This window comes from Streptomyces sp. NPDC086147 (assembly GCF_040702165.1).
Lineage (GTDB): Bacteria > Actinomycetota > Actinomycetes > Streptomycetales > Streptomycetaceae > Streptomyces.
Window position 1 is genome coordinate 369,067 of record NZ_JBFBJO010000004.1, and the last position, 21,297, is coordinate 390,363.

The following is a 21,297-nucleotide window of genomic DNA, read 5'->3' on the forward strand; positions in this document are numbered from 1 at the left end:
GACACCTTCGGCCGGTGGCAGGATCGAGGAATGCTGATCGAGGGATACGAGGGATACGACGACGGCCCGCTGGCGGCGGGCGAACCGCTGCTGGACCGTCCGGGCTTCTGGTCGAACCACCTTCCGGTGCTGTGCGGTGACGGGACCTGCGCCGAGCGGCCGGTTCCGGAGTGGTTCGGCGAGGACGGCGCCGACGCCGACGCCCTGTCCGAGCTCCTCTTCGATTCCGAGCGGTGGCCGGTCTTCCGGGTGCCGTCCGAGACCGGCCCCGGAGCCGTCGTGGTCTACCGCAACCTGATCGGCGAGTACGGCACCGACTACCTCCTCACCGACTCGGACGGGAACCGTGCCCGGCGGATCGGAGGATGGGACGGGGACTTCACGGGAGCCGGGCTGACGTGGCGCGAACTGACCGGCATCGCCGACGGCCCGTCCTCCGCGGCCGAAGGAGTCCAGGACCCCGCCTCCCGCCTTCTGCTGCTGCTTCCCCTCCTCACCGACCCGGACGTGCCGGACGACGAGGCGTCGGCGAGGGTCACCGCCGCGCTGGTGGTGGTCGGCGCGCCTCCGCGCACCGCCCCCGCCACGGCGGACCACCTGCTCGCCCACCTCGCGAGAAGGGCCCGGCACGACCCCGCGTGGGAGTCGCCGCTCAGCGGAGGCCGGGAAGGGGTACGGGCCGCAGGCCGCTCGGAGGGGTGACGGGCGGCCGGGGCCGGAGAGGTACCTGCCAGGTGCGGCCGCTTCGGCCCCGCCCTCACCCCAGCCAGTCCCCGTCGCGCATGACGACCCTCCCGCGCAGCTCCCGCTCGCCGCGCCACGCGCGCACGGTCTCGGGGACCACGCGGATGTACAGGAAGGAGCCCTCCTCCGCGCGCGAGTCCCATCCGAACGTGGCGGTGAACGCCCGTGCCGCGTCCTCGGGCACCTCCCGGTCCGGGAAGCACTCCGCCCTGCCCTGGATCAGTACCACGTCGTGGGTGTCCGGCAGCGCCAGGCGTACGCGGGGCTCCGCGAGGACGTTCCGCGCGGTCGCGGAGGCGGCGGCGGTGCACATCCACACCGCCCGTCCGTCCCACAGGAACCACAGCGGCACCTGGTGCGGCCCGTGGTCGGGGTGCGCCGTCGACACCCACATGTCCCGCTCGGCGGCGAGCCGCCCCAGGGTGTCGCGTACGCGCTCCGCCGTCGTGCGGCGGACGGTCTCCGTGCTCTCCATGAGGACCGACCCTAGGCAGGCGGATGCGAAGGACGCCTGGGGCGCGGGACCTACTTCCCACGACCGACGAACCCCCGGCCTTTCTCTCAGGACCCCCGTCCGGTTCTCCCGGAACCCCCACCCGAGCCCAGGAATAGCCCCGGGTCCAAACGGAGTTGCCACGACCATGACGACGAACCCGCCGCGGCCCGAAGTGCTGCGCTACACCGCCTTCTCCAGCGCTCCCGACGGCGGCAACCCCGCCGGCGTCGTTCTGGACGCCACCGGACTGGACGACGGCGACATGCTCGCCGTAGCGGCCGACCTCGGGTACTCGGAGTCCGCGTTCCTGACCGCGCCCCCGGAGGGACTCGGCGACCCGGGGGAGCGTGCGTACCGCATCCGTTACTTCAGCCCCCGGGCCGAGGTGCCGTTCTGTGGGCACGCCACCGTCGCGACCGCCATCGCGCTCGCCGAGCGGGAGGGCCCCGGGAAGCTGGTGTTCGCGACGCGCGCCGGCACCGTGCCGGTGGAGGTGACCGAGGAGGGCGGGACGCTCCGGGCCACGCTCACCAGCGTCGAGCCGCACGTCGAGGCGGTCGACGGCACCGACCTCGCGGAGGCGCTCGACGCGCTCGACTGGCCGGCCGCCGACCTCGACCCGGTCTTCCCGCCCCGCGTCGCCTTCGCCGGCGCCCGCCACCTCGTCCTCGCGGCGGCGACGCGCGCCCGGCTCGCCGACCTCGCGTACGACTTCGCGCGCCTCGAAGCCCTGATGCGGCGTCTGGACCTGACCACGGTCCAACTGGTGTGGCGGGAATCGGCCACCGTCTTCCACGTCCGCGACCCGTTCCCCATCGGCGGCGTCGTGGAGGACCCGGCGACCGGCGCCGCTGCCGCCGCGTTCGGCGCCTACGCCCGTGACCTCGGGCTCGTCCCCGAGGACGCCGTCCTCACCCTGCGCCAGGGCGAGGACCTGGGCCGCCCCGGCGAGCTCACGGTGACGCTGCGCGCGGGCGACCCGCGCGTCCGGGTGAGCGGCGAGGGGACCCGCATCGGCTGAGCCTCCGGCCGTGGCGACGGCGCCGTCACGGCCTCTCCGGCGGTCGCGACTCCCGCCCGCACGCCGTCGCGTGAGGCATGGGAGCCGGTCCGTCAAGTGTTGCGTGTGCCTCACCAGCGGGTGCTGTTCAAGGAGAGCCCCGGGCGGTCAAGCTGAGCGGCGTGCTCCGGACCATCGCGGGCGCGCACTTCTTGATCGAGTCGGGAACACGCCGTTGACGGCCAGAGCAGCGAACGGAGAACACTCGTGATTGTCGGAGTCCTCAAGGAAGCGCGGGCAGGTGAGAGTCGGGTTTCGGCCACGCCGGCCACCGTCGAACAGATCCGCAAACTGGGGTACGACGTGGTCGTCGACCAGGGCGCGGGCGTCGCGGCCGGCTTCACCGACAGCGCCTACGAGGCCGCCGGCGCGACCGTCGGCGACGCGGTGGCTGCGGACGTGGTGCTCGGGGTCAACGCCCCGGCCCCGTCCCAGCTCGACCGGGTCCGGCCCGAGGCGACCGTGATCGCCCTGTTCGCCCCGGCCTTCGACCCGGAGATGGTCGAGGACCTGGTCCGGCGCCCCTTCACCGCCCTCTCGATGGACGCCGTGCCGCGCATCAGCCGGGCCCAGTCGATGGACGTGCTGTCCTCGATGGCGAACATCGCCGGCTACCGGGCCGTCGTCGAGGCGGCGCACGAGTTCGGCCGGTTCTTCACCGGCCAGGTGACGGCGGCCGGCAAGGTGCCGCCCGCGAAGGTGCTCGTCGCGGGCGCCGGCGTCGCCGGCCTGGCCGCGATCGGCGCCTCGGGCTCGCTCGGCGCGATCGTCCGCGCCACCGATCCCCGGCCCGAGGTGGCCGACCAGGTCCGCTCCCTCGGCGGCGAGTACCTGTCGATCGAGTCCCCCGAGGTGGAGGTCTCGAAGACCGGCTACGCCAAGGAGATGGGCGACGACTACAAGGCGCGCGAGGTCGAGCTCTACGCCGCCCAGTGCCGCGAGGTCGACATCGTCGTCACCACCGCGCTGATCCCCGGCCGTCCCGCGCCGACGCTGATCACCGCCGAGATGGTGGCGAGCATGAAGCCGGGTTCGGTGATCGTCGACATGGCGGCCGCCAACGGCGGCAACGTCGAGGGCACCGTGAAGGGCGAGAAGACCGTCACGGAGAACGGCGTGACGATCATCGGCTACACCGACCTCGCGGGCCGACTGCCCGCGCAGGCCTCGCAGTTGTACGGCACGAACCTGGTCAACCTGCTCAAGCTGATGACGCCGGGGAAGGACGCCCGGCTCGTCCTCGACTGGGACGACCCGGTGCAGCGCTCGATCACCGTCGTGCGCGCGGGCGAGTCGGCCTGGCCGCCCCCGCCCGTCCAGGTCTCGGCGGCCCCGGCTCCCGCGCCCGCGGCGGCCGCGGTGGAGCCCGCGCCGAAGAAGGCGCCGATGACGGCGGGGCAGAGGTTCGGCGGAGTCGCCCTCGGCGCCCTGGCCCTCTTCCTCCTCGCCGCGTTCGCGCCGGCGGCGCTGCTGCCGCACGTGACGGTCTTCGTCCTCGCGATCGTGATCGGCTACTACGTCATCGGCCACGTGCACCACGCGCTGCACACACCGCTGATGTCGGTGACGAACGCGATCTCCGGGATCATCGTCGTCGGCGCGCTCCTCCAGATCGGCCACACCAGCACGGCGGTCACGGTGCTGTCGTCCGTGGCGATCCTCCTGGCCAGTATCAACGTCTTCGGCGGCTTCGCGGTGACGCGTCGCATGCTCGCCATGTTCAACCGGAGCTGACATGTCTGCGACCATTGCCGCCCAGGCGGCCTACCTTGTTGCCGCGCTGCTGTTCATCCTCGCGCTGGCAGGACTCTCCAAGCACGAGACGGCCCGGCTCGGCAACGCCTTCGGCATGCTCGGCATGGGCGTCGCGCTCGTCGCGACGGTCGTGCTCGCGGTGGACGGCGACGTCAGCACCGCCGGCCTCGGCCTGATGGGCGTCGCGATGCTGACCGGCGCGCTGATCGGCCTCCAGCGGGCCCGCGGCGTCGAGATGACCGGCATGCCCGAACTCATCGCGCTGCTGCACTCCTTCGTCGGCCTGGCCGCCGTCCTGGTGAGCTGGAACGGCTTCCTGAACGTCGAGCACGACCCGGACGGCCACGAGGCGAAGGCCCTGGACGCGCTCGGCACCCTCGGCATCCACCACGCCGAGGTGTTCATCGGCCTGTTCATCGGCGCGGTGACCTTCACCGGCTCGATCGTGGCCTACCTGAAGCTCTCGGCGAAGATCGACTCCAAGCCGCTGGTGCTGCCGGGCAAGAACGTCCTGAACCTCGGCTCGCTCGCCCTGTTCGTCGCCCTCACGGTGTGGTTCGTGATCACGCCGGAGCTGTGGCTGCTCGTCGTCGTGACGGTCCTGGCGCTCGCCCTCGGCTGGCACCTGGTGGCCTCGATCGGCGGCGGCGACATGCCGGTCGTGGTCTCGATGCTCAACAGCTACTCCGGCTGGGCCGCGGCGGCCTCGGGCTTCCTGCTCGGCAACGACCTGCTGATCATCACCGGCGCGCTCGTCGGCTCGTCCGGCGCCTACCTGAGCTACATCATGTGCAAGGCGATGAACCGCTCCTTCTTCTCGGTCATCGCCGGCGGCTTCGGCATCGAGGCGCCGTCGGACTCGGACGTCGACTACGGCGAGCACACCGAGATCACCGCCGCGAGCGCCGCCGAACTGCTCGGCTCGGCCCGGTCCGTGGTCATCACGCCCGGGTACGGCATGGCCGTCGCCCAGGCCCAGTACCCGGTCGCGGAGCTCACCTCGAAGCTGCGCGCCAAGGGCGTCGACGTGCGGTTCGGCATCCACCCGGTGGCCGGCCGGCTGCCCGGCCACATGAACGTGCTCCTCGCTGAGGCCAAGGTGCCGTACGACATCGTCCTGGAGATGGACGAGATCAACGACGACTTCGCCAAGACCGACGTCGTCCTCGTGATCGGCGCCAACGACACGGTCAACCCGGCCGGGGCCGAGGACCCCTCCAGCCCGATCGCGGGCATGCCGGTCCTCACCGTCTGGGAGGCCGGCAAGGTCATCGTGTTCAAGCGCTCGATGGCCTCCGGGTACGCGGGCGTGCAGAACCCGCTCTTCTTCAAGGAGAACACCTCGATGCTCTTCGGCGACGCGAAGGCCCGGGTCGAGGACATCGTCGGCGCCCTCTGAGGCGCGACGGCGAACAGGGGCCTCCCGGCCCGGCGCGGAGGACGGACGTCCGCGCCGGGCCGGGAGGCCCTCGTACTTCCCACCGTCCCGCCCGGGACTACTGTCGCGGGCATGGTCGAACACGATGTTCCCGGTACCGTCCGCGAGGCCTACGACGCCGTCGCCGCCACCTACGAGGAGATGTTCCGCGACAGCCTGCGGGACAGCCCCCTGGACCGCGCGATGCTGGGCGTCCTCGCCGAGGTCGCCCGCGCGGACGGGGACGGCCGGGTCGCGGACCTGGGCTGCGGACCCGGTCACGTCACCGCCCACCTGGACGGGCTCGGCCTGGAGGCGTTCGGCGTCGACGCCTCGCCCGCGATGATAGAGCTGGCCCGCCGGGCCCACCCGCACCTGCGGTTCGAGGTGGGCTCGATGGACGCCCTCGACATCGCCGACGGCGCGCTGGACGGCGTGCTCTCGCGCTGGTCCGTCATCCACACCCCGCCGAGCGAACTCCCTCCGATCCTCGGGGAGTTCCACCGCGTACTGGCTCCCGGCGGCCACCTTTTGATCGCCTTCTCGGCGAGCGAGGGCCCGGCGCACCCGACGCAGGTCTTCGACCACGCGGTCGCGCCGGCCCACCGCTGGTGGCCCGACCACCTCTCCGCACTGCTGCGCGAGTACGGACTCACCGAGACGGCCCGGACGGTCCGCGAGCCGGAGCCGACCGACCGGCGGCAGTTCCAGGAGATCCACCTGCTGGCCCGCAAGGCATGAACGGGCGCCGCCCCACCGGGCCGGACGGCCCACGCGCCCGGACCTCCGAGAGGGCCGGAGCGAAGGCCGCCCCACGTACCGGAGCGCTTCCCCGCCCCGCCGCACGCGGCTGCTCTCCCGCGCACGGCGGCCTCCGCCGAGCGGTGTCCCCGGCTCGTGCGTCCCGTACGAAGGAGAGGTCACGTCCGGCCGGGGGAGGGGCCCGTTCTACGCCTCCGGGGCGCGCAGCCTCACCTCGACCCGGCCGTCGACGACGCGGGTGTCGAAAACGGGCTGGGGAGCCGTCGCGGGGCCGCCGACGTTCCAGCCGTCCTCCAGACGGAAGACGCTACCGTGCCACGGGCAGCGCACGCAGCCGTCCTCGATCGTGCCCCGGGACAAGGGGCCGGCCGCGTGACTGCACGAGTCCACCAGGGCGTGCACGCGGTCCGTGCTCTCGCGCAGGACCAGGACCGCCACGTCGTCGACGTGCCGCCGGACCGCCTGCCCGAGGGGCAGGTCCGCGAGCCGTCCGATCCCGTGCCAGCCCGGCTCCACCAGATCCGGCACCGACGCGGTGCGGTTGGCGCCCGCGGCCTGCCGGAAGGCCAGATGGCCGCCGATCGCGCCGCCGACGCCGACGACCGTCAGGCCCGCGAACCCCAGGGCCTTGCCCAGAGCGGCGCGACCCCGCAGCCGGGCGGCCAGGGACCCCGCGTAGAGCCACACTCCCGTGGCGTTCGCCGCCGCGTGCACCAGCCCGACCCGCATCTGCCGGCGTTGCAGCTCGGCCCAGTCGACCCAGCCCGCCACGGCCGCCGGGGCCGCGGCCGCGAGCCCCACGCCGATCAGCGCGCCCGCCGCCCGCCGCTGTCCCGGCAGCAGGTCGAGCACCGCCGCCGAGAACCAGGCGCCGATCGGCACCTGCACCATCACCGGATGGGCGGGATGGCCCAGCCAACGCCCGTGCAGCGCGTCCCTCGCCCGGCCCAGGGGGAGCGCCCGGACCACGCGGCCGAGACGCCCGGCCGGCCCGTCGAGGACGGTGGAGCGCTCCACGCGGTCCATGGCGCGAAGGACCCTGCCGGGGCCCGAGGCCGACGGCAGTACGCGTTCCAGTGCCCGCAGCACGGTTCCGTTCGCGGGGCCATGACCGTCGAGATCAGAGGCATACGTCATGAACCGCCTATAACCGTACAGAAGGCGGTGAAACGGAACACGGCCGTTCTTCAGCACGGCGGGCTCCAGGACGGCGGAATTCGCTGCGGCGGATCCGGCCGCGCGCTCAGCCGATGAGCGCGAAGTCGCTCTCGGAGCGGGCGTGGGCCAGCTGGCGGCGGGCGGCGGCGAGGGCGGCGTCGATGTCGCGGGCGCCGGTGGACGCGCACAGGGTGTGGGTGAGGTCCTCGATCTGCCGACGGGCCTCGGCCGAGCGGCTCTCGGCGTACAGGGCCCGCAGTACCCCGTACTGCTCGACGAGGTTCTCCAGCACCAGGGGGTGCGCCATCCGCATCGACCGTCTCCTTGTTCCGAAGCCCTGAAGCCTGAAGCCCTGCGTTCCCGAAGTTCCGTACGGGGAACACATGTTCCGTTCCGCGCGTCTGCCCCGAACCGCGCGACGGAAACCGTTCGGCACGCGCGATGTTTTCGTGCCCGCCGTGCGGGTGCTTTTTCTCCCGAGGAGGCGAACGCCGCAGGTCATGGCTCGTGCGATGAAACGATTTAGCCCACACGTCCGTATTTGATCGTTTTGCGGAAAAGGCTGGTCTACGGTCGCCCTGCCGTGTGCGTCCGCCCGAGCCCCCGCAGGAGTTCCCATGACCGTCTCCACGGAGCCGCCCGCCCTCGTGCCCGTGAGGAGGAAGCGCCGGGGGAAGGCCGTCGTGGACTGGCTGACGACGACCGACCACAAGAAGATCGGGCACCTCTACCTGATCACGTCGTTCGTCTTCTTCCTGCTGGGCGGCCTGATGGCCCTCGTGCTCCGGGCGGAGCTGGCGCGGCCGGGCCTGCAGATCGTCTCCCCCGAGCAGTACAACCAGCTCTTCACCCTGCACGGGACGGTGATGCTGCTGCTGTTCGCCACGCCCACCTTCGCCGGTTTCGCCAACGCGATCATGCCCCTGCAGATCGGCTCGCCCGACGTGGCCTTCCCGCGCCTGAACATGTTCTCGTACTGGCTCTTCCTGCTCGGCGGCGTCATCGTCTTCGCGGGAGTCCTCACCCCCCAGGGGACGGCGGACTTCGGCTGGACCGCCTACACGCCCCTCAGCGGCGCGGAGCACACGCCCTACGTGGGCGGCGACCTGTGGATCATGGGGCTCGCGCTCGCCGGCTTCGGCACGATCCTCGGCGCGGTCAACTTCATCACCACGATCATCGGCATGCGCGCGCCCGGCATGACCATGTTCCGGATGCCGATCTTCACCTGGAACGTCCTGCTGACCTCGGTGCTGGTCCTGTTCGCCTTCCCGGTCCTGGCCGCGGCCCTGTTCGCCCTGGAGGCGGACCGCCGGTTCGGGTCGCACGTCTTCGACCCCGCCAACGGCGGGGCGCTCCTGTGGCAGCACCTCTTCTGGTTCTTCGGGCACCCCGAGGTCTACATCATCGCGCTGCCGTTCTTCGGCATCGTCACCGAGATCTTCCCGGTCTTCTCCCGCAAGCCGATCTTCGGTTACGTGGGCCTCGTCGGCGCCACCATCGCGATCGCCGGACTCTCGGTGATGGTGTGGGCGCACCACATGTTCGCCACCGGGGCGGTGCTGCTGCCGTTCTTCTCCTTCATGACCTTCCTGATCGCGGTCCCGACCGGGGTGAAGTTCTTCAACTGGATCGGCACGATGTGGAACGGGTCGCTCTCCTTCGAGACCCCCATGCTGTGGTCGATCGGATTCCTGGTCACCTTCCTGTTCGGCGGTCTGACCGGGATCATCCTGGCCTCACCGCCGATGGACTTCCACGTCACGGACAGCTATTTCGTCGTCGCCCACTTCCACTACGTGGTCTTCGGGACGGTCGTCTTCGCGACGTTCGCCGGGTTCTACTTCTGGTGGCCCAAGATGACCGGCACGATGCTCGACGAACGCCTGGGCAAGGTCCACTTCTGGACCCTGTTCGTCGGCTTCCACACCACGTTCCTCGTCCAGCACTGGCTCGGTGCCGAGGGGATGCCGCGCCGCTACGCCGACTACCTGTCGGCCGACGGCTTCACCGCGCTCAACACGGTGTCCTCCATCGGCGCGTTCCTCCTCGGGGCGTCCACCCTGCCGTTCTTCTACAACGTCTGGAACACCGCCAGGACCGCCCCCCGCGTCACCGTCGACGACCCGTGGGGCTTCGGCCGCTCCCTGGAGTGGGCCACCTCCTGCCCGCCGCCCCGCCACAACTTCGTCACCCTCCCGCGCATCCGCTCCGAGTCGCCCGCCTTCGACCTCAACCACCCGGTCATCGCGAGCCTCGACCAGGGCAAGAACCACAAGCGGGACGTGCTCGACGACTCCGGCGCCGCCACCCACGACGGCCCCGACGCGGGCCGGAACGCATGACGGCGTACGGCTTCGCCACGGTCTTCCGCGGCGCGCGCTGTGCTATCAGGCGCCGTCCGCCGCGTCGTCCCGGCGCCGGCGGCAGTCCAGGAACACGTGCGGCTCCGGACCGGCGTCCGGATGGGCCGGGGTGAACAGCGTCTCCTCGCGCTCCAGCACGTCCAGACCGGCGGACTCGGCCACGGCGGCGAGGTCCGCCGCGGTGAAGCTGGTCACGCGCACGGGCTGCCCCATGAAGACGCCCTCCACCCCCTCCACGTCCAGCGGCACGGTGGCCAGGACCAGATGACCGCCCGGCCTCAGCGCCCGGGCCAGCCGCCGCACCGTCTCCGTCTGCTCGCGCCGGTCGAGCTGGAGCAGGGAGAAGTACACGCAGACCGCGTCGAACGAGGCGTCGTCGAGCGGCAGGTCCCGGATGTCGGCGCACCGGAAGGAGGCGGCCGGCACCTGACGGGACGCCAGCTCCACCATGACGGGGGAGACGTCGACGCCCAGCACCTCGTGACCGGCGTCCGCGAGCGTCCCGGCGGTGGGCCGGCCCGTGCCGCTGCCCACGTCGAGGACCCGGCTGCCCGGCGCGAGCCGCCCGAGCAGCCGCTCCAGCGAGCGCCGGTGCGCCTCGGAACCGGCGAACGCCTTCTCGTACTCCGCTCCCAGTGCGTCGAACACGACCGCCGCGGGCGGTCGTCGCTGATCGTCGGTCACGACGGTCCCTCCGGTCGGGCGATCGGTGCGGTCGCATCGTTCCACCGGTGGGAAGCCGCCCACAAGAGCGCCGCGAGGTACCGGGCCGGACGGTGCCGTGGCTGCGACCACCGCCCGGCCCGGAGTCCTGGACCGCCGCTTCCGTCGGGCGGTCGCACGGGGGCGCGCGCTCAGCCCTCGGGACGGAGGAGCCCGCGCTCGTACGCCTTCACGAGGCGCTGGGGGACCCGGTGGACGGTGCCGTCGACCGTGACCGGCACGAGCTGCGTCGCGGTCGCCTTCCACCGGGCGCGGCGGTGACGGGTGTTGCTGCGGGACGTCTTGCGTTTGGGGACGGCCATCGTGTGCTCCTGGGGGAGGGGGCGGGTGTGCGGAAGAGAGGGTAGATGAAAATGGCTGCCATTTTCAATTCGAGGTCCCGCCTCCGCATTCCGGCTCCCGCGCTCGGGTGCGCCAGTCCGCCCTCGCCTCCGAACGGGCCGGCCCGGCCCCGCGAGCGGCGCGGCCGGACCGGCGTCGGGATCTACCAGGAGGACTTGGTCACCCCGGGCAGGAAGCCCGCGTGCGCCTGCTGCCGGGTGCGCACGCGGGAGAGTCCGAACGCGCGCAGATGGCCCCGGGGGCGCCCGTCCACGCTGTCGCGGTTGCGCACGCGGGTGGCGCTGGCGTCGCGCGGCTGCCGCCGCAGCTCGCCCTGTGCGGCCTCCCGTTCCGCCGGGGCGGTGGACGGGCGGCGGGTGATCTCCTTGAGCTCGGCCCGCCGGGCGGCGTACCGCTCGACGACCTCCTTGCGCCGCTCGTTCCGCGCGATCTTGCTCTTCTTCGCCATCAGACCTTCCCTCCCCGCGCCCGGATGCGGGCCACGGCGGCCTCGACGCCGATCACGTCCACGGCCTTGATCGCCCTGGCGCTCAGGGTGAGGCGGACGTGGCGCCCCTCACCGGCCAGCCAGTAGCGCTTGCGCTGGACGTTCGGGTCGAAGCGGCGCGGGGTGCGCCGGTGCGAGTGGGAGACGGAGTTGCCGAATCCCGGCTTGGCGCCGGTCAGTTGGCAGTGGGCGGACATGGGTGGTTCACCTCTCGGGGACGGTTCGTGCGTCGGATGGTTTTCGATAATGAAAACCATTGTCATATACTAGCCCCATGGCACGCAACGAGATCCGCCCCGTCGTCAAGCTCCGCTCCACCGCGGGCACCGGCTTCACCTACGTCACCCGCAAGAACCGCCGCAACGACCCCGACCGCATGGTGCTGCGCAAGTACGACCCCGTCGCCCGCCGGCACGTCGACTTCCGCGAAGAGCGCTGACCCCGTCCCGTACCCCCACCGCCGAAAGGTTCCCGCCATGAAGCCCGGCATCCACCCCGCCTACGGCCCCGTCGTCTTCCGCGACTCGGCCTCCGGCACCGCCTTCCTGACCCGGTCCACCATGACCGGCGACAAGACGATCGACTAGGAGGACGGCCACACCTACCCGCTCGTCGACGTCGAGATCTCCTCGGCGAGCCACCCCTTCTACACCGGCACCGCCCGCGTCCTCGACACCGCCGGCCGCGTGGAACGCTTCGAGCGCCGCTACGGAGCCCGCTGATGCCGTACGCCCGTGAACTCCCCGTCGTGATCGTCGCCGGGCTCCACGCCGAGGCCCGCAAGGAGGTCGTCGACCGCCTCCTGCGGGTCGTCCCGGGGAGCGTGGCGCTCCACCACGACCTCGCCTCGGCCCCCGACGGCACCGTGCTCCGCCTCGTCCGGGACGCCTCCGGACCCGTCTCCCGGGGCGAGACGCCGCTGGTGAACGACTGTGCCTGCTGCGCGCTGCGCGAGGACCTCGTCCCCGAGCTGGAACGCCTGGCGGGCGACGGCCTCACCCGGCTCGCGGTGGTCGAGCTGTGGGACTCGGTCGAGCCGAAGGCCATGGCCGAGGTCATCGCCGGACACGGCGGGGACCGCCTGGCCGTGACGGGCGTGATCACCGCCGTGGATCCCGCGCTCGTCCTGCCGTACCTCGCCAACGGCGACGACCTCGCGGAGGCCGGGCTCGCCGCCGCCCCCACCGACCGGCGGACCGTCGGCGACACCTGGGCCCGCCAGCTGGAGTACGCCCCCGTCCTCGCCGTGGTCGACAGCGCCGAGGCGGACGAGGAGGACCACGCCGTCCTCGCCCAGCTCCACCCCACCGCCCGCCGTGTGCCGGCCGCCTCGGCCGACCTCGCCCGGGCCGCGTTCGCGGGCTTCGACGTCGAGGCCGCCGCGGCCGCCCAGCACCCCGCGTGCGCGCTCCTGCCCCAGGACGCGGACGAGGCCGGCGTGACCACCTTCGTCTGGCACCGCCGGCGTCCGTTCCACCCCGAGCGCCTCTACGAGGCCCTGGAGGACCTGTGCTGCGCGGCGGCCCGCAGCCGCGGCCGGTTCTGGCTCGCCGACCGCCCGGACACGCTGCTCGCCTGGGACGCGGCCGGCGGGGCGCTGTGCGTGGAGAGCGCGGGCCCCTGGCTCGCCTCGCTGCCGGACGCGGCCTGGGAGATGGTCCCGCCCGTGCGCCGGGCCGTCGCCGCGCTCGACTGGCACGCCGAGCACGGCGACTGCTGCCAGCACCTCGTCTTCACCTCGCCCGGCCTCGACCGGGACGGCCTCGAACGGCTCCTCGACTCCTGCCTGCTGACCGACGCGGAGTACGCGTCGGGCCCGGAGTCCTGGAAGCGCCTGCCCGCGGCCTTCGCCCCGCTGCTCGACGCCGCCTGACCCCGCCGTACGACACGCACGACACGTCCACCGAAGGAGAAACCGCCGTGGCCCGACGCCCCGACCCCCGCAAGCCCGCCAAGCCCCGCCCCAACCCGCTGGACGCGGCCGGGATCACGTACATCGACTACAAGGACACCGACCTGCTGCGCAGGTTCCTCTCCGACCGGGGCAAGATCCGCAGCCGCCGCGTCACCCGCGTGACCGCCCAGCAGCAGCGGGCCCTCGCCGCCGCGATCAAGAACGCCCGCGAGATGGCCCTGCTGCCGTACGCGAGCCGCTGACCGCGTCCGGACCCCCGGCCCGGTCCTCCGCGTCCGTCACGGCGCCGAGCCCTCTCCTCCCCGCCCGACACGGACCGGCAGGGGCGCCGCCCGCCCCGGCAGGGCGGACGCGACCGGGCGTGCTCACCCCTCGGCGGGGAAGCGGTCCGGTGCGAGCGTGGTGAGGAGGGAGGTCAGGGCGAGTTCCGTCGACACGGCCATGTCGACCGCGTCGGGCGCCAGGAGCCACTGGACCTGGAGGCCGTCCATGACGGCGATGATCGCGCTCGCGGCCGGCTCGGCGCGGGCGTCGTCGTCGGCGAGGCCGCCCGCCTCGCGCAGCGCGTCGGCCACGAAGGCGCGCAGCCCGGTGTAGCGGTCGCGGAAGTAGGCCTGCGCCGGGTGGTCGACGGTGACGGACTCGGCCGAGAGCACCGCGTACAGACGCACGATGCCCTTGCGCTCGGCGTTGCGGCGGGCGGTGTCGACGAGGTGGCGCAGGAACTCCGTCCCGCGCGGCCGGTCCGGCCCGAGCTGCTCGATGTCGGTCTGGTCGCGGAGTTCCAGGACGCTGGTGAGCAGTTGGGCCTTGGTCCGGAAGTAGTGCAGGACCCCAGCCTGGGTGAGCCCGGCGCGGTCGGCGATCTCCTGGATCGGCGCGTTGTGGTAACCGCGGGCGGCGAAGGTGTCCATCGCGATGTGCAGGATGTCCTGCCGGCGCTGCTTGGCCTCCGCGCTGCGGGGCGTGCGGGGCGGACGCTGCGTCTTGCCTGCCGGGTGGTTGCTCACGCGCGCCAGCATAGGTGGCCCCGAGAGCCGGGAGACCGCCTACGGGGACGCTCCGGAAGCATGTGGCGCAGATCACTTACTGAGTACTTAGCGGGTGTGCTTTCATGTGGCCGTCATCACGACGGCACGTCGCCGCCCCGGCCGGAGGGAACCCCATGTCTGCCCCGTCGCCCGCACCTCTCGTCCGCCCCGTCCGGCCGGAGGCGGACGAGGGCCGCCGGGCCGCGCTGATCGCGTCCCTGGACCTGACGGCGAAGGTGCGGCTGCTGACCGGGGCGAGCCTCTGGGCGCTGCACGGGGAACCGAGGCTCGGGCTCCACCCCGTGGTCGCCTCCGACGGACCCCAGGGCGTCCGGGGGACCGGCGAGGTGCCCGGCGAGACCGGCCTCCTCGCCCCGGCCCCGAGCGCCACCGGCGCCACCTGGGACACGGAGCTCGCCGAACGCCTCGGCCGCGTCTTCGCCGCCGAGGCCCGCCGGAAGGGCGTGGACGTCGTCCTGGCCCCGCTGGTCAACCTCCAGCGCACCCCGGTCGCCGGCCGCCACTTCGAGTGCCTCTCCGAGGACCCCCTCCTGTCCGGCGCGCTCGGCGCCGCGCTCGTGCGCGGCCTCCAGGACGAGGGCGTCGCCGCCTGCCTGAAGCACTTCGTCGCGAACGACTCCGAGACCGACCGCACCCGGTACCGCGCCAGGATCGACCCCCGCACGCTCCGCGAGGTCTACCTCGCCCCGTTCGAGCGCGTCCTCGCCGAGGCCGGACCGTGGAGCGTGATGGGCGCGTACTCCGGACTCGACGACGGCACCGAGTCGGCGCCGGTCCTCGAACACCGGCGGATCCTCCGGGGCGTGCTGAAGGATGAGTGGGGCTACGACGGGGCGGTGATCAGCGACTGGGCCGCCACCCGCACCACCGTGCCCACCGCCGTCGCCGGCCTCGACCTGGTGATGCCGGGCCCCGACGGGCCGTGGGGCGACGCCCTCGTCGAGGCGGTCCGCCGCGGCGAGGTGGACGAGGCGGACGTCGACGACAAGGTCCTGCGGCTGATGCGGCTCGCCGCCCGCGTCGGCAAGCTGACCGAACCCTGGACGCCCGGCGAGCAGCCCCCGCCGCTGCCGGCCGCACCCGCTCCGGCGCCGGTCGGCGAGGAGGACTTCGCCGCGCTGCGCGAAGTCCTCACCCGGGGCACCGTCCTGCTGCGCGACGACCGGGCCCTCCTGCCCCTGGACGCGAGCCGGCTGCACCGCGTGGCGCTGATCGGACCGAACGCCGTCGAGCCGTACCTCCAGGGCGGCGGCAGCGCCCACGTCCCCGCCGTCCGCACGGTGGGGTACGCCGAGGGGCTGCGGGCCGCCCTGCCGCAGGCGGTCGAACTGACCGTGCACCGCGGCGGATCGTCCCGGCGGCACGCCCCGTTCGTCGACCCCGCGCTCCTCGCCGGGATGCGCGCCGCGTACCTGGACGGGAACGGCGCCCCGCTGGGCGAGGAGGTCCGCCGCACCGGCGACTGGGGGGCCTTCGGCGTGCCGGACGGAACCGCCGACGTGGTCCTCACCGGCCGGATCACCCTCGCCGAACCGGGCGACCACCTCCTGGAGTTCGGCTGCGCCGGGCGCTTCACGGTCGCCCTCGACGGCGAGCCGGTCCACACCGGCGAGGACGACCGGGGCGTCGAACTGATCCTGGAGTCCAGCCACCACCACCCCGAGACCCGTCGCCACACCGTGCGGGTGGACGCCGACCCGGTCCACCTGGAGCTGCGGATCGACCTCCGGGTCGTCGACGCCGACGCCTACGGCCGCTTCGTCACCGCCCACGTGCGCCACCTGCCGCCCGGCCCCGGCGTCGAGGACGAGATCGCCGAGGCCGTCGCGGCGGCCCGAGCGGCCGACGTCGCCGTGGTCGTCGTCGGGACCAACGAGGAGGTCGAGTCCGAGGGCTGGGACCGCCCCGACCTGGAGCTGACGCCGCAGCAGCACCGGCTCGTACGCGCGGTGGCCGCCGCCAACCCCCGTACCGTGGTGGTGGTCAACGCCGGGGCCCCGGTCCTGCTGCCCTGGGCCGACGAGGTGCCCGCCCTGCTCTGGGCGTGGCTGCCCGGCCAGGAGGCGGGACACGCCCTCGCCGACGTCCTGCTCGGCCGCGCCGAACCCTCCGGCCGCCTGCCCTGGACCCTGCCCGCCCGCGCCGAGGACGTCCCGGTCCCCGACGCCGTCCCCGTCGACGGCGTCCTCGACTACCGCGAGGGGCTCCACATCGGCCACCGGGGCTACGACCGCGCCGGCATCGAGCCCGCCTTCCCCTTCGGCCACGGACTCGGCTGGACCACCTGGTCCTACGACCGGGCCGAGGCCTCCGGGTCGTCCGCCTCCATCAGCCACTACGCCGCCGCCGACCGCACCGCTCCCGCGGGCGGCGACGGCCCCCGGATCGCCGTGACCCTCACCAACACCGGCCCCCGGACCGGGCGGGAGGTCGTCCAGGCGTACCTGGAGGCCCCCGACGGCGCGCCCGGCGAACCCGTCCGCGTCCTGGCGGGGTTCGCCGTCGCCGAGGTCCCCGCAGGGGGCACCGCGACGGTCGTCCTGACCCTGCCCCGGCGGGTCTTCCAGTCCTGGGACGAGGAGCGCCGGGAATGGCGCACGCCGGCCGGCCGCCGCCGTCTGCGCGTCGGCCGCTCCAGCCGCGACCTGCGCCTGACGCTCGACCTGGATTCCGACCTGGATCTCGGCCTCGATCCGAACCTCGCCCTCGGCCTCGATCCCGACCTCGGTCTCCGCTGACCCCCGGGAACCGGCCGTGGCGGGAATCCGTCCCCGTGGGGGAGGGCGGCCGGGGTGCCGGGGAGGGGGGCGGGGATGAGCGCGTGGGTGGTCCCGGGATACACGGAGGCCCGGGAGCTGGGGGCGGGCGCCAGTGGCCGCGTGGTGCTGGCCGCGCACGACGCGACCGGCACGCCGGTGGCCGTGAAGTACCTGGGTGAACGGCTCCGTTCGGACGCGGCGTTCGTCCGCGGCTTCCGGGCCGAGGCCCGGCTGCTCGGCGCCCTGGACACCCCGTACGTCGTGGGGTTCTACGAGTACGTCGAGGCGCCCCGGGGCGCGGCCATCGTCATGGAGCTGGTGGACGGCGTCGCGCTGCGCGCCCTCCTCGCGCGGGAGGGCTCGACCGGCCCCGAGGCCGCGCTCACGGTGCTCAAGGGCTCGCTCCTGGGCCTCGCCGCCGCGCACCGGGCGGGCGTCGTGCACCGCGACTACAAGCCCGAGAACGTCCTGGTCGCCGCAGACGGTTCGTCCAAGCTGGTCGACTTCGGGATCGCGACCGGACGCGACAGCAGACCCGGCATCGCCGGGACGCCCGCCTACATGGCGCCCGAGCAGTGGAACGGCGCCCCCGCCTCCCCGGCGGCCGACGTCTACGCGGCGACCGCGACCTTCTTCGAGTGCCTGACCGGACGCAAACCCTTCACGGGCGACAACTTCGCCGAACTCGCCCTCCAGCACCTGGAGGCGCCCGTCCCCGACGGACAGGCCCCGGAGCCGCTGCGCCCGCTCATCCGCCGAGGCCTCGCCAAGGCCCCGCACGAACGGCCGGAGAACGCCGCCGCGTTCGTCGACGAACTGGAGTCGGTCGCCACGGCCGCGTACGGACCGGACTGGGAGGAGCGGGGCCGGGGCCGCCTCGCGGCCCTCGCCGCGCTCCTGCCGCTGCTCTTCCCCTCCTCCGGCGGTACGGCCCAGGGCGCGACCGCGCTCGCCACGACCACCCTGCCCCGGCCGCCCGCGCCGCGCCCCCGGCGCCGGTTCCCCCGCGCACTGCCCGCCGGGGCGGCCGCGCTCGTCCTGGCGCTGCTGCTCGCCCTCGCCGCGCGGGCCGGGGGAGAGGAGGCGGACGGCGACCGGGCCGCGCAGGCCTTCGCCACGACGGACACGGCGACGAGCGCGCTCCCGCCGGACCCGAGCGCGTCCCCCTCTCCCTCCCCGGAGTCCACGCCCACGGCCACACCGACACCGACCGTGACACAGACCACGACGCCGACTTCGACTCCGACCTCGACGGATCCGGAGACCTCCGCCCCGCCGGCCACCGCCTCCCCGACGGACGGCGCGCCGACCGGGACGCCCACCTCCGCCGTTCCGACCGCTCCGGCCACTCCGACCGCTCCGACCCCGGGACCTCCGTCGACTCCGCCGGCCGCACCGCCCACCACACCCCCGACGACGCCGCCCGTCTCCGTGACGGCCGTCTCCGTCACGAGCCTGCGGCAGACCGGGACCGCGACCGCCGAGGCCACCGTCGAGATCACGACGGACGGCACGGGCCCGGTGACGCTCCTCGTCGAGTGGTCCACCGGCGAGGAGAAGGGCTCGCCGGGCACGCCGGACGGCTCCGAGACCTTCCGGCGCGCGGGGGACACCCGGTACACCCTCACGCTCCCGCACGCCTTCCGGGGCGCCGGCTGCTACTGGGGAGCGCGCGCGAGCACCGACCCGGCCGCCGGGAACGGCGGTTCCCTCCGGCAGGTCTTCGTCCGCCGGTGCGTGATCGCGTGAACGACGACGACTACAGCGCCACCGCACTCGGCAGCCACTGGTTCCAGGGCCCCGACCCGGAGCCCGACCGGCGGGAGGGCGAGGTCCTGCGCTTCGGACCGGGGGTGACCGCGGCCGCCGCCCGGCGCGCCGGTAACACCCCCACCGCGGTCCAGATCTGGCAGGGCACCCTGCCCGGCGCCCCGCCGCAGCGTTCGCCCCGGCCCCGGCGGCCGCGCCGCCACGCGCTCGCCGCGCTGGTCCTGGTCGCCGTCCTGGCCTTCCTCGCCTGGCGGGAGTACGGCCCCCGGGTGGCGGTGCGGGACGTCGCGGTCACCGCCGCCGGGCCGCTCGGCTGCGACGGCACGGCGGACGTCATGGGCGTCGTGCGCACCGACGGCCGGCCCGGCACCCTGACGTACCACTGGGAGCGCAGCGACGGGACCCGGTCCGCGCCCCTGCGCGAGACCCTGGCCCGGGGGCAGGAGGAGGCCCGGCTCCACCTGCTCTGGACCTTCCACGGACCCGGCACCCACCGGGCCGTGGCCCGCCTGGTCATCACGTCGCCCGCCGCGCGCACGGCCGAGGGAGCCTTCACGTACCGCTGCGGGTGAGCGGGGCCCCGGGGGCGCGCCGGTTCCCGCGGGCGCGCGGGCCCCTCCGGTCCGGGGCGAGGGCGGCGAACCGCCGCTCGGTGTCGTCGAGCAGCCGCCGGCGCTGCTCCGGGGTCCGCCCGGCGACGCGGTCGAAGTTGATCCACCGCAGGTTCCCGACGCCGATCTTGCCGAAGGTCCCCTTGAACAGGATCTTGGTCAGCGGGTCGCGGTACCACCAGCGGTAGGCCTTGTCCGGGGTGGTCATGACGGACAGGACGGTGACCCCGCCGAGGCGCGGCATCAGGTTGTGGAACGGATTGCCCCTGGCGCCGGGCCGTTCGGCGAACACCACGCCCTTGGTGAGCACCCGGTCGAGGAAGCCCTTGGTGGCCGCCGGCATCGCCTCCCACCACACCGGAAAGGCGAACACCAGGTGGTCGGCGGCCAGCAGGCGCCGCTGGTAGTCGTCCACCAGGGGGTCGACCACGGCGCCCTGCCGCCAGGCGACGAGGTCCTCCCGGGTCATCACGGGCGAGAACCCGTCGGCGGCCAGGTCGATGACGTCCACCTCGTGTCCGGCCGCGGTGGCGCCCCGGACGGCGGCCGCGGCGACGGCGGCGGTGAAACTGCGCCGGTGCGGCACGTTGTCGGCCGAGGCGAGGGTGTAGGGGTGGTCGAGGACCAGCAGGACGCGCACGGGGACTCCCGGAGGACGAAAGACCATTTCGGCTGCAACGGTTGCAGCCGAAACGGTTGTCTGTCAAACACATGGGCTACCCTGACCCCATGGACAACCAGCCGCCGCTGCCCGACGACCTGGCCACGCTCTGGTACCTCACCCGCCGGGTCGCGGGTCTGATGGACCGCAACGGAGAGACGCTGTTCCAGCGGGAGTTGGGCATCTCCCTGGCACAGTTCCTGGTGCTCTCCGTCATCGACGCCCACCCCGGGACGCTCAACCAGCAGCAGATCGCCGACCGGCTCGGCCTGACCAAGGGCACCGTCAGCCGCCAGATCGACCACGCGGTCTCCGCCGGACTCGTCGAGGTCCGGCCGTCCCCGCACAGCCGCCGCGAGAACGCCGTCGGCCTCACCCCGGCCGGCACCGACCTGGTGCGACGCGGCGACGCGGCGTTCGACCGGGAGCGCGAGGGGCTCCTGCCGCTCGTCGACCCCGACGACCTGCGCGCCGCCCTCCGCGTCCTCGCGCGCATGAACGACGCCCTCGGCGCGTACCGCTGAGGCCCGGTCACGGACCCGCGGATATCGTCGGGCGCGCGGGGCGCGGACGACCGCCTGCCCCGTGAGGCACGGACGATCGGTTCCGGCCGCCTCCCCGCTCTCCTCCCGTCATCCGAAAGGCACCCCCATGACCCAGCAGGCAGCCGCTCCCGAGGTGCGCCGCGTGGACGACCGGCACCGCTACGAGATCCTCGTCGACGGCGAGCGCGCCGGTCTGACGGCCTACCGCGACCGCGACGACCGGCGGGTCTTCTTCCACACCGAGGTCGACGACGCCTACGCCGGACAGGGCCTGGCCGGGATCCTCGTCGAGCGGGCCCTCGCCGACGTGCGCGCCTCCGGCCTGCGCATCGTCCCCGTCTGCCCGTACGTGGCGAAGTTCCTGAAGAAGCACGAGGAGTTCGCCGACATCACCGACCCGGTGACCCCCGAGGTCCTCCAGTGGCTGGACGCCCGACCGGGGCGCTGATCCGGCCGCTGGCCGACACGCGAACGGATGGCTCGAAAACCTATGTTCGGGCAGGTAAACCCTGTTCGGATCAAGATCACTGCATGGAGGTAAAGGGCCCCTTCCGAGGGGGCGAGCCGGGTGCGACGGCCGTTACTGTTCCCCGGGATCCGGGCGGACCGCCGGATCTTCGCACCCTGTTTCTCCTTTCGGCGGTGTCACGCGCCCAGGCGCCGATCACCGCCTT

Annotated in this window: 23 protein-coding genes and 1 pseudogene; 15 read left to right on the plus strand and 9 right to left on the minus strand. The window is 73.6% G+C overall.

Going from position 1 to position 21,297, the window contains the following annotated elements; translation table 11 throughout:
* Nucleotides 1-30 precede the first annotated feature (30 nt).
* Nucleotides 31-702 (plus strand): hypothetical protein, encoded by a 672-nt coding sequence (locus tag AB0398_RS12395; RefSeq protein WP_366374233.1) that lies wholly within the window; start codon nt 31-33, stop codon nt 700-702.
* Nucleotides 703-757: 55 nt separating this feature from the next.
* Here the strand turns inward: AB0398_RS12395 and AB0398_RS12400 are convergent, their stop codons facing one another.
* Nucleotides 758-1,219: a pyridoxamine 5'-phosphate oxidase family protein gene (locus tag AB0398_RS12400; protein ID WP_366374234.1), complete on the minus strand. Its 462-nt coding sequence runs from the start codon at nt 1,217-1,219 to the stop codon at nt 758-760.
* A gap of 166 nt (nt 1,220-1,385) precedes the next feature.
* Between AB0398_RS12400 and AB0398_RS12405 the strand changes: the two genes are divergently transcribed.
* From AB0398_RS12405 to AB0398_RS12420, 4 genes are all read left to right on the plus strand, one after another.
* Nucleotides 1,386-2,261 (plus strand): PhzF family phenazine biosynthesis isomerase, encoded by an 876-nt coding sequence (locus AB0398_RS12405; RefSeq protein ID WP_366374236.1) that lies wholly within the window; start codon nt 1,386-1,388, stop codon nt 2,259-2,261.
* Nucleotides 2,262-2,507: 246 nt separating this feature from the next.
* Complete coding sequence (locus AB0398_RS12410) at nt 2,508-4,034, plus strand: Re/Si-specific NAD(P)(+) transhydrogenase subunit alpha (RefSeq protein ID WP_366374238.1); 1,527 nt, start codon at nt 2,508-2,510, stop codon at nt 4,032-4,034.
* Between the two features lies 1 nt (nt 4,035).
* The gene (gene pntB / locus AB0398_RS12415) at nt 4,036-5,454 is read left to right on the plus strand and encodes a Re/Si-specific NAD(P)(+) transhydrogenase subunit beta (RefSeq protein WP_366374239.1); all 1,419 of its coding nucleotides are present in this window, start codon (nt 4,036-4,038) and stop codon (nt 5,452-5,454) included.
* A gap of 111 nt (nt 5,455-5,565) precedes the next feature.
* Nucleotides 5,566-6,213, plus strand: a complete 648-nt coding sequence (locus tag AB0398_RS12420) for a class I SAM-dependent methyltransferase (RefSeq protein ID WP_366374241.1) — start codon at nt 5,566-5,568, stop codon at nt 6,211-6,213.
* 207 nt (nt 6,214-6,420) lie between these two features.
* Here AB0398_RS12420 and AB0398_RS12425 read toward each other — a convergent pair whose 3' ends face one another.
* Entirely contained in the window at nt 6,421-7,260 is an 840-nt protein-coding gene (locus AB0398_RS12425; protein ID WP_366374243.1) for a Rieske (2Fe-2S) protein, read from the minus strand.
* A gap of 217 nt (nt 7,261-7,477) precedes the next feature.
* Nucleotides 7,478-7,705 (minus strand): DUF5133 domain-containing protein, encoded by a 228-nt coding sequence (locus AB0398_RS12430; protein ID WP_366374245.1) that lies wholly within the window; start codon nt 7,703-7,705, stop codon nt 7,478-7,480.
* A gap of 304 nt (nt 7,706-8,009) precedes the next feature.
* On the opposite strand from AB0398_RS12430, the gene ctaD reads away from it, so the two are divergent.
* Nucleotides 8,010-9,737: a cytochrome c oxidase subunit I gene (gene ctaD, locus AB0398_RS12435; RefSeq protein WP_366374247.1), complete on the plus strand. Its 1,728-nt coding sequence runs from the start codon at nt 8,010-8,012 to the stop codon at nt 9,735-9,737.
* Nucleotides 9,738-9,782: 45 nt separating this feature from the next.
* Here ctaD and AB0398_RS12440 read toward each other — a convergent pair whose 3' ends face one another.
* From AB0398_RS12440 to rpmB, 4 genes are all read right to left on the minus strand, one after another.
* Nucleotides 9,783-10,442, minus strand: a complete 660-nt coding sequence (locus tag AB0398_RS12440; protein WP_366374249.1) for a methyltransferase domain-containing protein — start codon at nt 10,440-10,442, stop codon at nt 9,783-9,785.
* A 170-nt stretch (nt 10,443-10,612) separates the two neighbouring features.
* A complete protein-coding gene (gene rpmF, locus AB0398_RS12445) occupies nt 10,613-10,783 on the minus strand; it encodes a 50S ribosomal protein L32 (protein ID WP_366374251.1) in 171 nt (56 codons plus the stop codon).
* Nucleotides 10,784-10,965: 182 nt separating this feature from the next.
* Nucleotides 10,966-11,271, minus strand: a complete 306-nt coding sequence (gene rpsN / locus AB0398_RS12450) for a 30S ribosomal protein S14 (protein WP_366374252.1) — start codon at nt 11,269-11,271, stop codon at nt 10,966-10,968.
* Nucleotides 11,271-11,507 carry a 50S ribosomal protein L28 gene (rpmB, locus tag AB0398_RS12455; RefSeq protein WP_366374254.1) on the minus strand — a complete coding sequence of 79 codons (237 nt, stop codon included), beginning with the start codon at nt 11,505-11,507 and terminating at the stop codon, nt 11,271-11,273. The genes rpsN and rpmB overlap by 1 nt, the downstream gene beginning before the upstream one ends.
* Before the next feature lie 77 nt (nt 11,508-11,584).
* On the opposite strand from rpmB, the gene rpmG reads away from it, so the two are divergent.
* The 4 genes and pseudogenes from rpmG (at nt 11,585) to rpsR (ending at nt 13,467) form a co-directional block, all read left to right on the plus strand.
* Complete coding sequence (rpmG, locus tag AB0398_RS12460; RefSeq protein WP_030036050.1) at nt 11,585-11,749, plus strand: 50S ribosomal protein L33; 165 nt, start codon at nt 11,585-11,587, stop codon at nt 11,747-11,749.
* A gap of 37 nt (nt 11,750-11,786) precedes the next feature.
* A pseudogene (locus AB0398_RS12465) lies at nt 11,787-12,032 on the plus strand (type B 50S ribosomal protein L31).
* On the plus strand, nt 12,032-13,183 hold the full coding sequence (locus AB0398_RS12470; RefSeq protein ID WP_366374257.1) for a GTP-binding protein: 1,152 nt from the start codon (nt 12,032-12,034) through the stop codon (nt 13,181-13,183). Before AB0398_RS12465 ends, AB0398_RS12470 begins: the two are co-directional and overlap by 1 nt.
* Nucleotides 13,184-13,230: 47 nt before the next feature.
* Complete coding sequence (rpsR, locus tag AB0398_RS12475; RefSeq protein WP_366374259.1) at nt 13,231-13,467, plus strand: 30S ribosomal protein S18; 237 nt, start codon at nt 13,231-13,233, stop codon at nt 13,465-13,467.
* Nucleotides 13,468-13,590: 123 nt separating this feature from the next.
* Here rpsR and AB0398_RS12480 read toward each other — a convergent pair whose 3' ends face one another.
* Nucleotides 13,591-14,154, minus strand: a complete 564-nt coding sequence (locus AB0398_RS12480; protein WP_366374538.1) for a TetR/AcrR family transcriptional regulator — start codon at nt 14,152-14,154, stop codon at nt 13,591-13,593.
* A gap of 236 nt (nt 14,155-14,390) precedes the next feature.
* On the opposite strand from AB0398_RS12480, the gene AB0398_RS12485 reads away from it, so the two are divergent.
* From AB0398_RS12485 to AB0398_RS12495, 3 genes are all read left to right on the plus strand, one after another.
* Nucleotides 14,391-17,015 (plus strand): glycoside hydrolase family 3 C-terminal domain-containing protein, encoded by a 2,625-nt coding sequence (locus AB0398_RS12485; RefSeq protein WP_366374261.1) that lies wholly within the window; start codon nt 14,391-14,393, stop codon nt 17,013-17,015.
* 75 nt (nt 17,016-17,090) lie between these two features.
* Nucleotides 17,091-18,785, plus strand: a complete 1,695-nt coding sequence (locus tag AB0398_RS12490; RefSeq protein WP_366374263.1) for a serine/threonine-protein kinase — start codon at nt 17,091-17,093, stop codon at nt 18,783-18,785.
* On the plus strand, nt 18,782-19,378 hold the full coding sequence (locus AB0398_RS12495) for a hypothetical protein (RefSeq protein WP_366374265.1): 597 nt from the start codon (nt 18,782-18,784) through the stop codon (nt 19,376-19,378). The genes AB0398_RS12490 and AB0398_RS12495 overlap by 4 nt, the downstream gene beginning before the upstream one ends.
* Here AB0398_RS12495 and AB0398_RS12500 read toward each other — a convergent pair.
* A complete protein-coding gene (locus AB0398_RS12500; RefSeq protein WP_366374267.1) occupies nt 19,359-20,057 on the minus strand; it encodes an NAD(P)H-dependent oxidoreductase in 699 nt (232 codons plus the stop codon). The two genes, AB0398_RS12495 and AB0398_RS12500, sit on opposite strands and share 20 nt — an antisense overlap.
* 89 nt (nt 20,058-20,146) lie before the next feature.
* Between AB0398_RS12500 and AB0398_RS12505 the strand changes: the two genes are divergently transcribed.
* Complete coding sequence (locus tag AB0398_RS12505; RefSeq protein ID WP_366374269.1) at nt 20,147-20,602, plus strand: MarR family winged helix-turn-helix transcriptional regulator; 456 nt, start codon at nt 20,147-20,149, stop codon at nt 20,600-20,602.
* Between the two features lie 127 nt (nt 20,603-20,729).
* The gene (locus tag AB0398_RS12510; RefSeq protein ID WP_366374271.1) at nt 20,730-21,071 is read left to right on the plus strand and encodes a GNAT family N-acetyltransferase; all 342 of its coding nucleotides are present in this window, start codon (nt 20,730-20,732) and stop codon (nt 21,069-21,071) included.
* Nucleotides 21,072-21,297 lie beyond the last annotated feature (226 nt).

Excerpts from the sequence above, each read along its gene's own strand:
- AB0398_RS12395 (WP_366374233.1), top strand. The coding sequence starts at position 31 with ATGCTGATCGAGGGATACGAGGGATACGACGACGGCCCGCTGGCGGCG.
- AB0398_RS12400 (WP_366374234.1), bottom strand. The coding sequence starts at position 1,219 with ATGGAGAGCACGGAGACCGTCCGCCGCACGACGGCGGAGCGCGTACGC.
- AB0398_RS12405 (WP_366374236.1), top strand. The coding sequence starts at position 1,386 with ATGACGACGAACCCGCCGCGGCCCGAAGTGCTGCGCTACACCGCCTTC.
- pntB (WP_366374239.1), top strand. The coding sequence starts at position 4,036 with ATGTCTGCGACCATTGCCGCCCAGGCGGCCTACCTTGTTGCCGCGCTG.
- AB0398_RS12420 (WP_366374241.1), top strand. The coding sequence starts at position 5,566 with ATGGTCGAACACGATGTTCCCGGTACCGTCCGCGAGGCCTACGACGCC.
- AB0398_RS12425 (WP_366374243.1), bottom strand. The coding sequence starts at position 7,260 with ATGGACCGCGTGGAGCGCTCCACCGTCCTCGACGGGCCGGCCGGGCGT.
- AB0398_RS12430 (WP_366374245.1), bottom strand. The coding sequence starts at position 7,705 with ATGCGGATGGCGCACCCCCTGGTGCTGGAGAACCTCGTCGAGCAGTAC.
- ctaD (WP_366374247.1), top strand. The coding sequence starts at position 8,010 with ATGACCGTCTCCACGGAGCCGCCCGCCCTCGTGCCCGTGAGGAGGAAG.
- rpmF (WP_366374251.1), bottom strand. The coding sequence starts at position 10,783 with ATGGCCGTCCCCAAACGCAAGACGTCCCGCAGCAACACCCGTCACCGC.
- rpsN (WP_366374252.1), bottom strand. The coding sequence starts at position 11,271 with ATGGCGAAGAAGAGCAAGATCGCGCGGAACGAGCGGCGCAAGGAGGTC.
- rpmB (WP_366374254.1), bottom strand. The coding sequence starts at position 11,507 with ATGTCCGCCCACTGCCAACTGACCGGCGCCAAGCCGGGATTCGGCAAC.
- rpmG (WP_030036050.1), top strand. The coding sequence starts at position 11,585 with ATGGCACGCAACGAGATCCGCCCCGTCGTCAAGCTCCGCTCCACCGCG.
- AB0398_RS12470 (WP_366374257.1), top strand. The coding sequence starts at position 12,032 with ATGCCGTACGCCCGTGAACTCCCCGTCGTGATCGTCGCCGGGCTCCAC.
- AB0398_RS12485 (WP_366374261.1), top strand. The coding sequence starts at position 14,391 with ATGTCTGCCCCGTCGCCCGCACCTCTCGTCCGCCCCGTCCGGCCGGAG.
- AB0398_RS12490 (WP_366374263.1), top strand. The coding sequence starts at position 17,091 with ATGAGCGCGTGGGTGGTCCCGGGATACACGGAGGCCCGGGAGCTGGGG.
- AB0398_RS12505 (WP_366374269.1), top strand. The coding sequence starts at position 20,147 with ATGGACAACCAGCCGCCGCTGCCCGACGACCTGGCCACGCTCTGGTAC.
- AB0398_RS12510 (WP_366374271.1), top strand. The coding sequence starts at position 20,730 with ATGACCCAGCAGGCAGCCGCTCCCGAGGTGCGCCGCGTGGACGACCGG.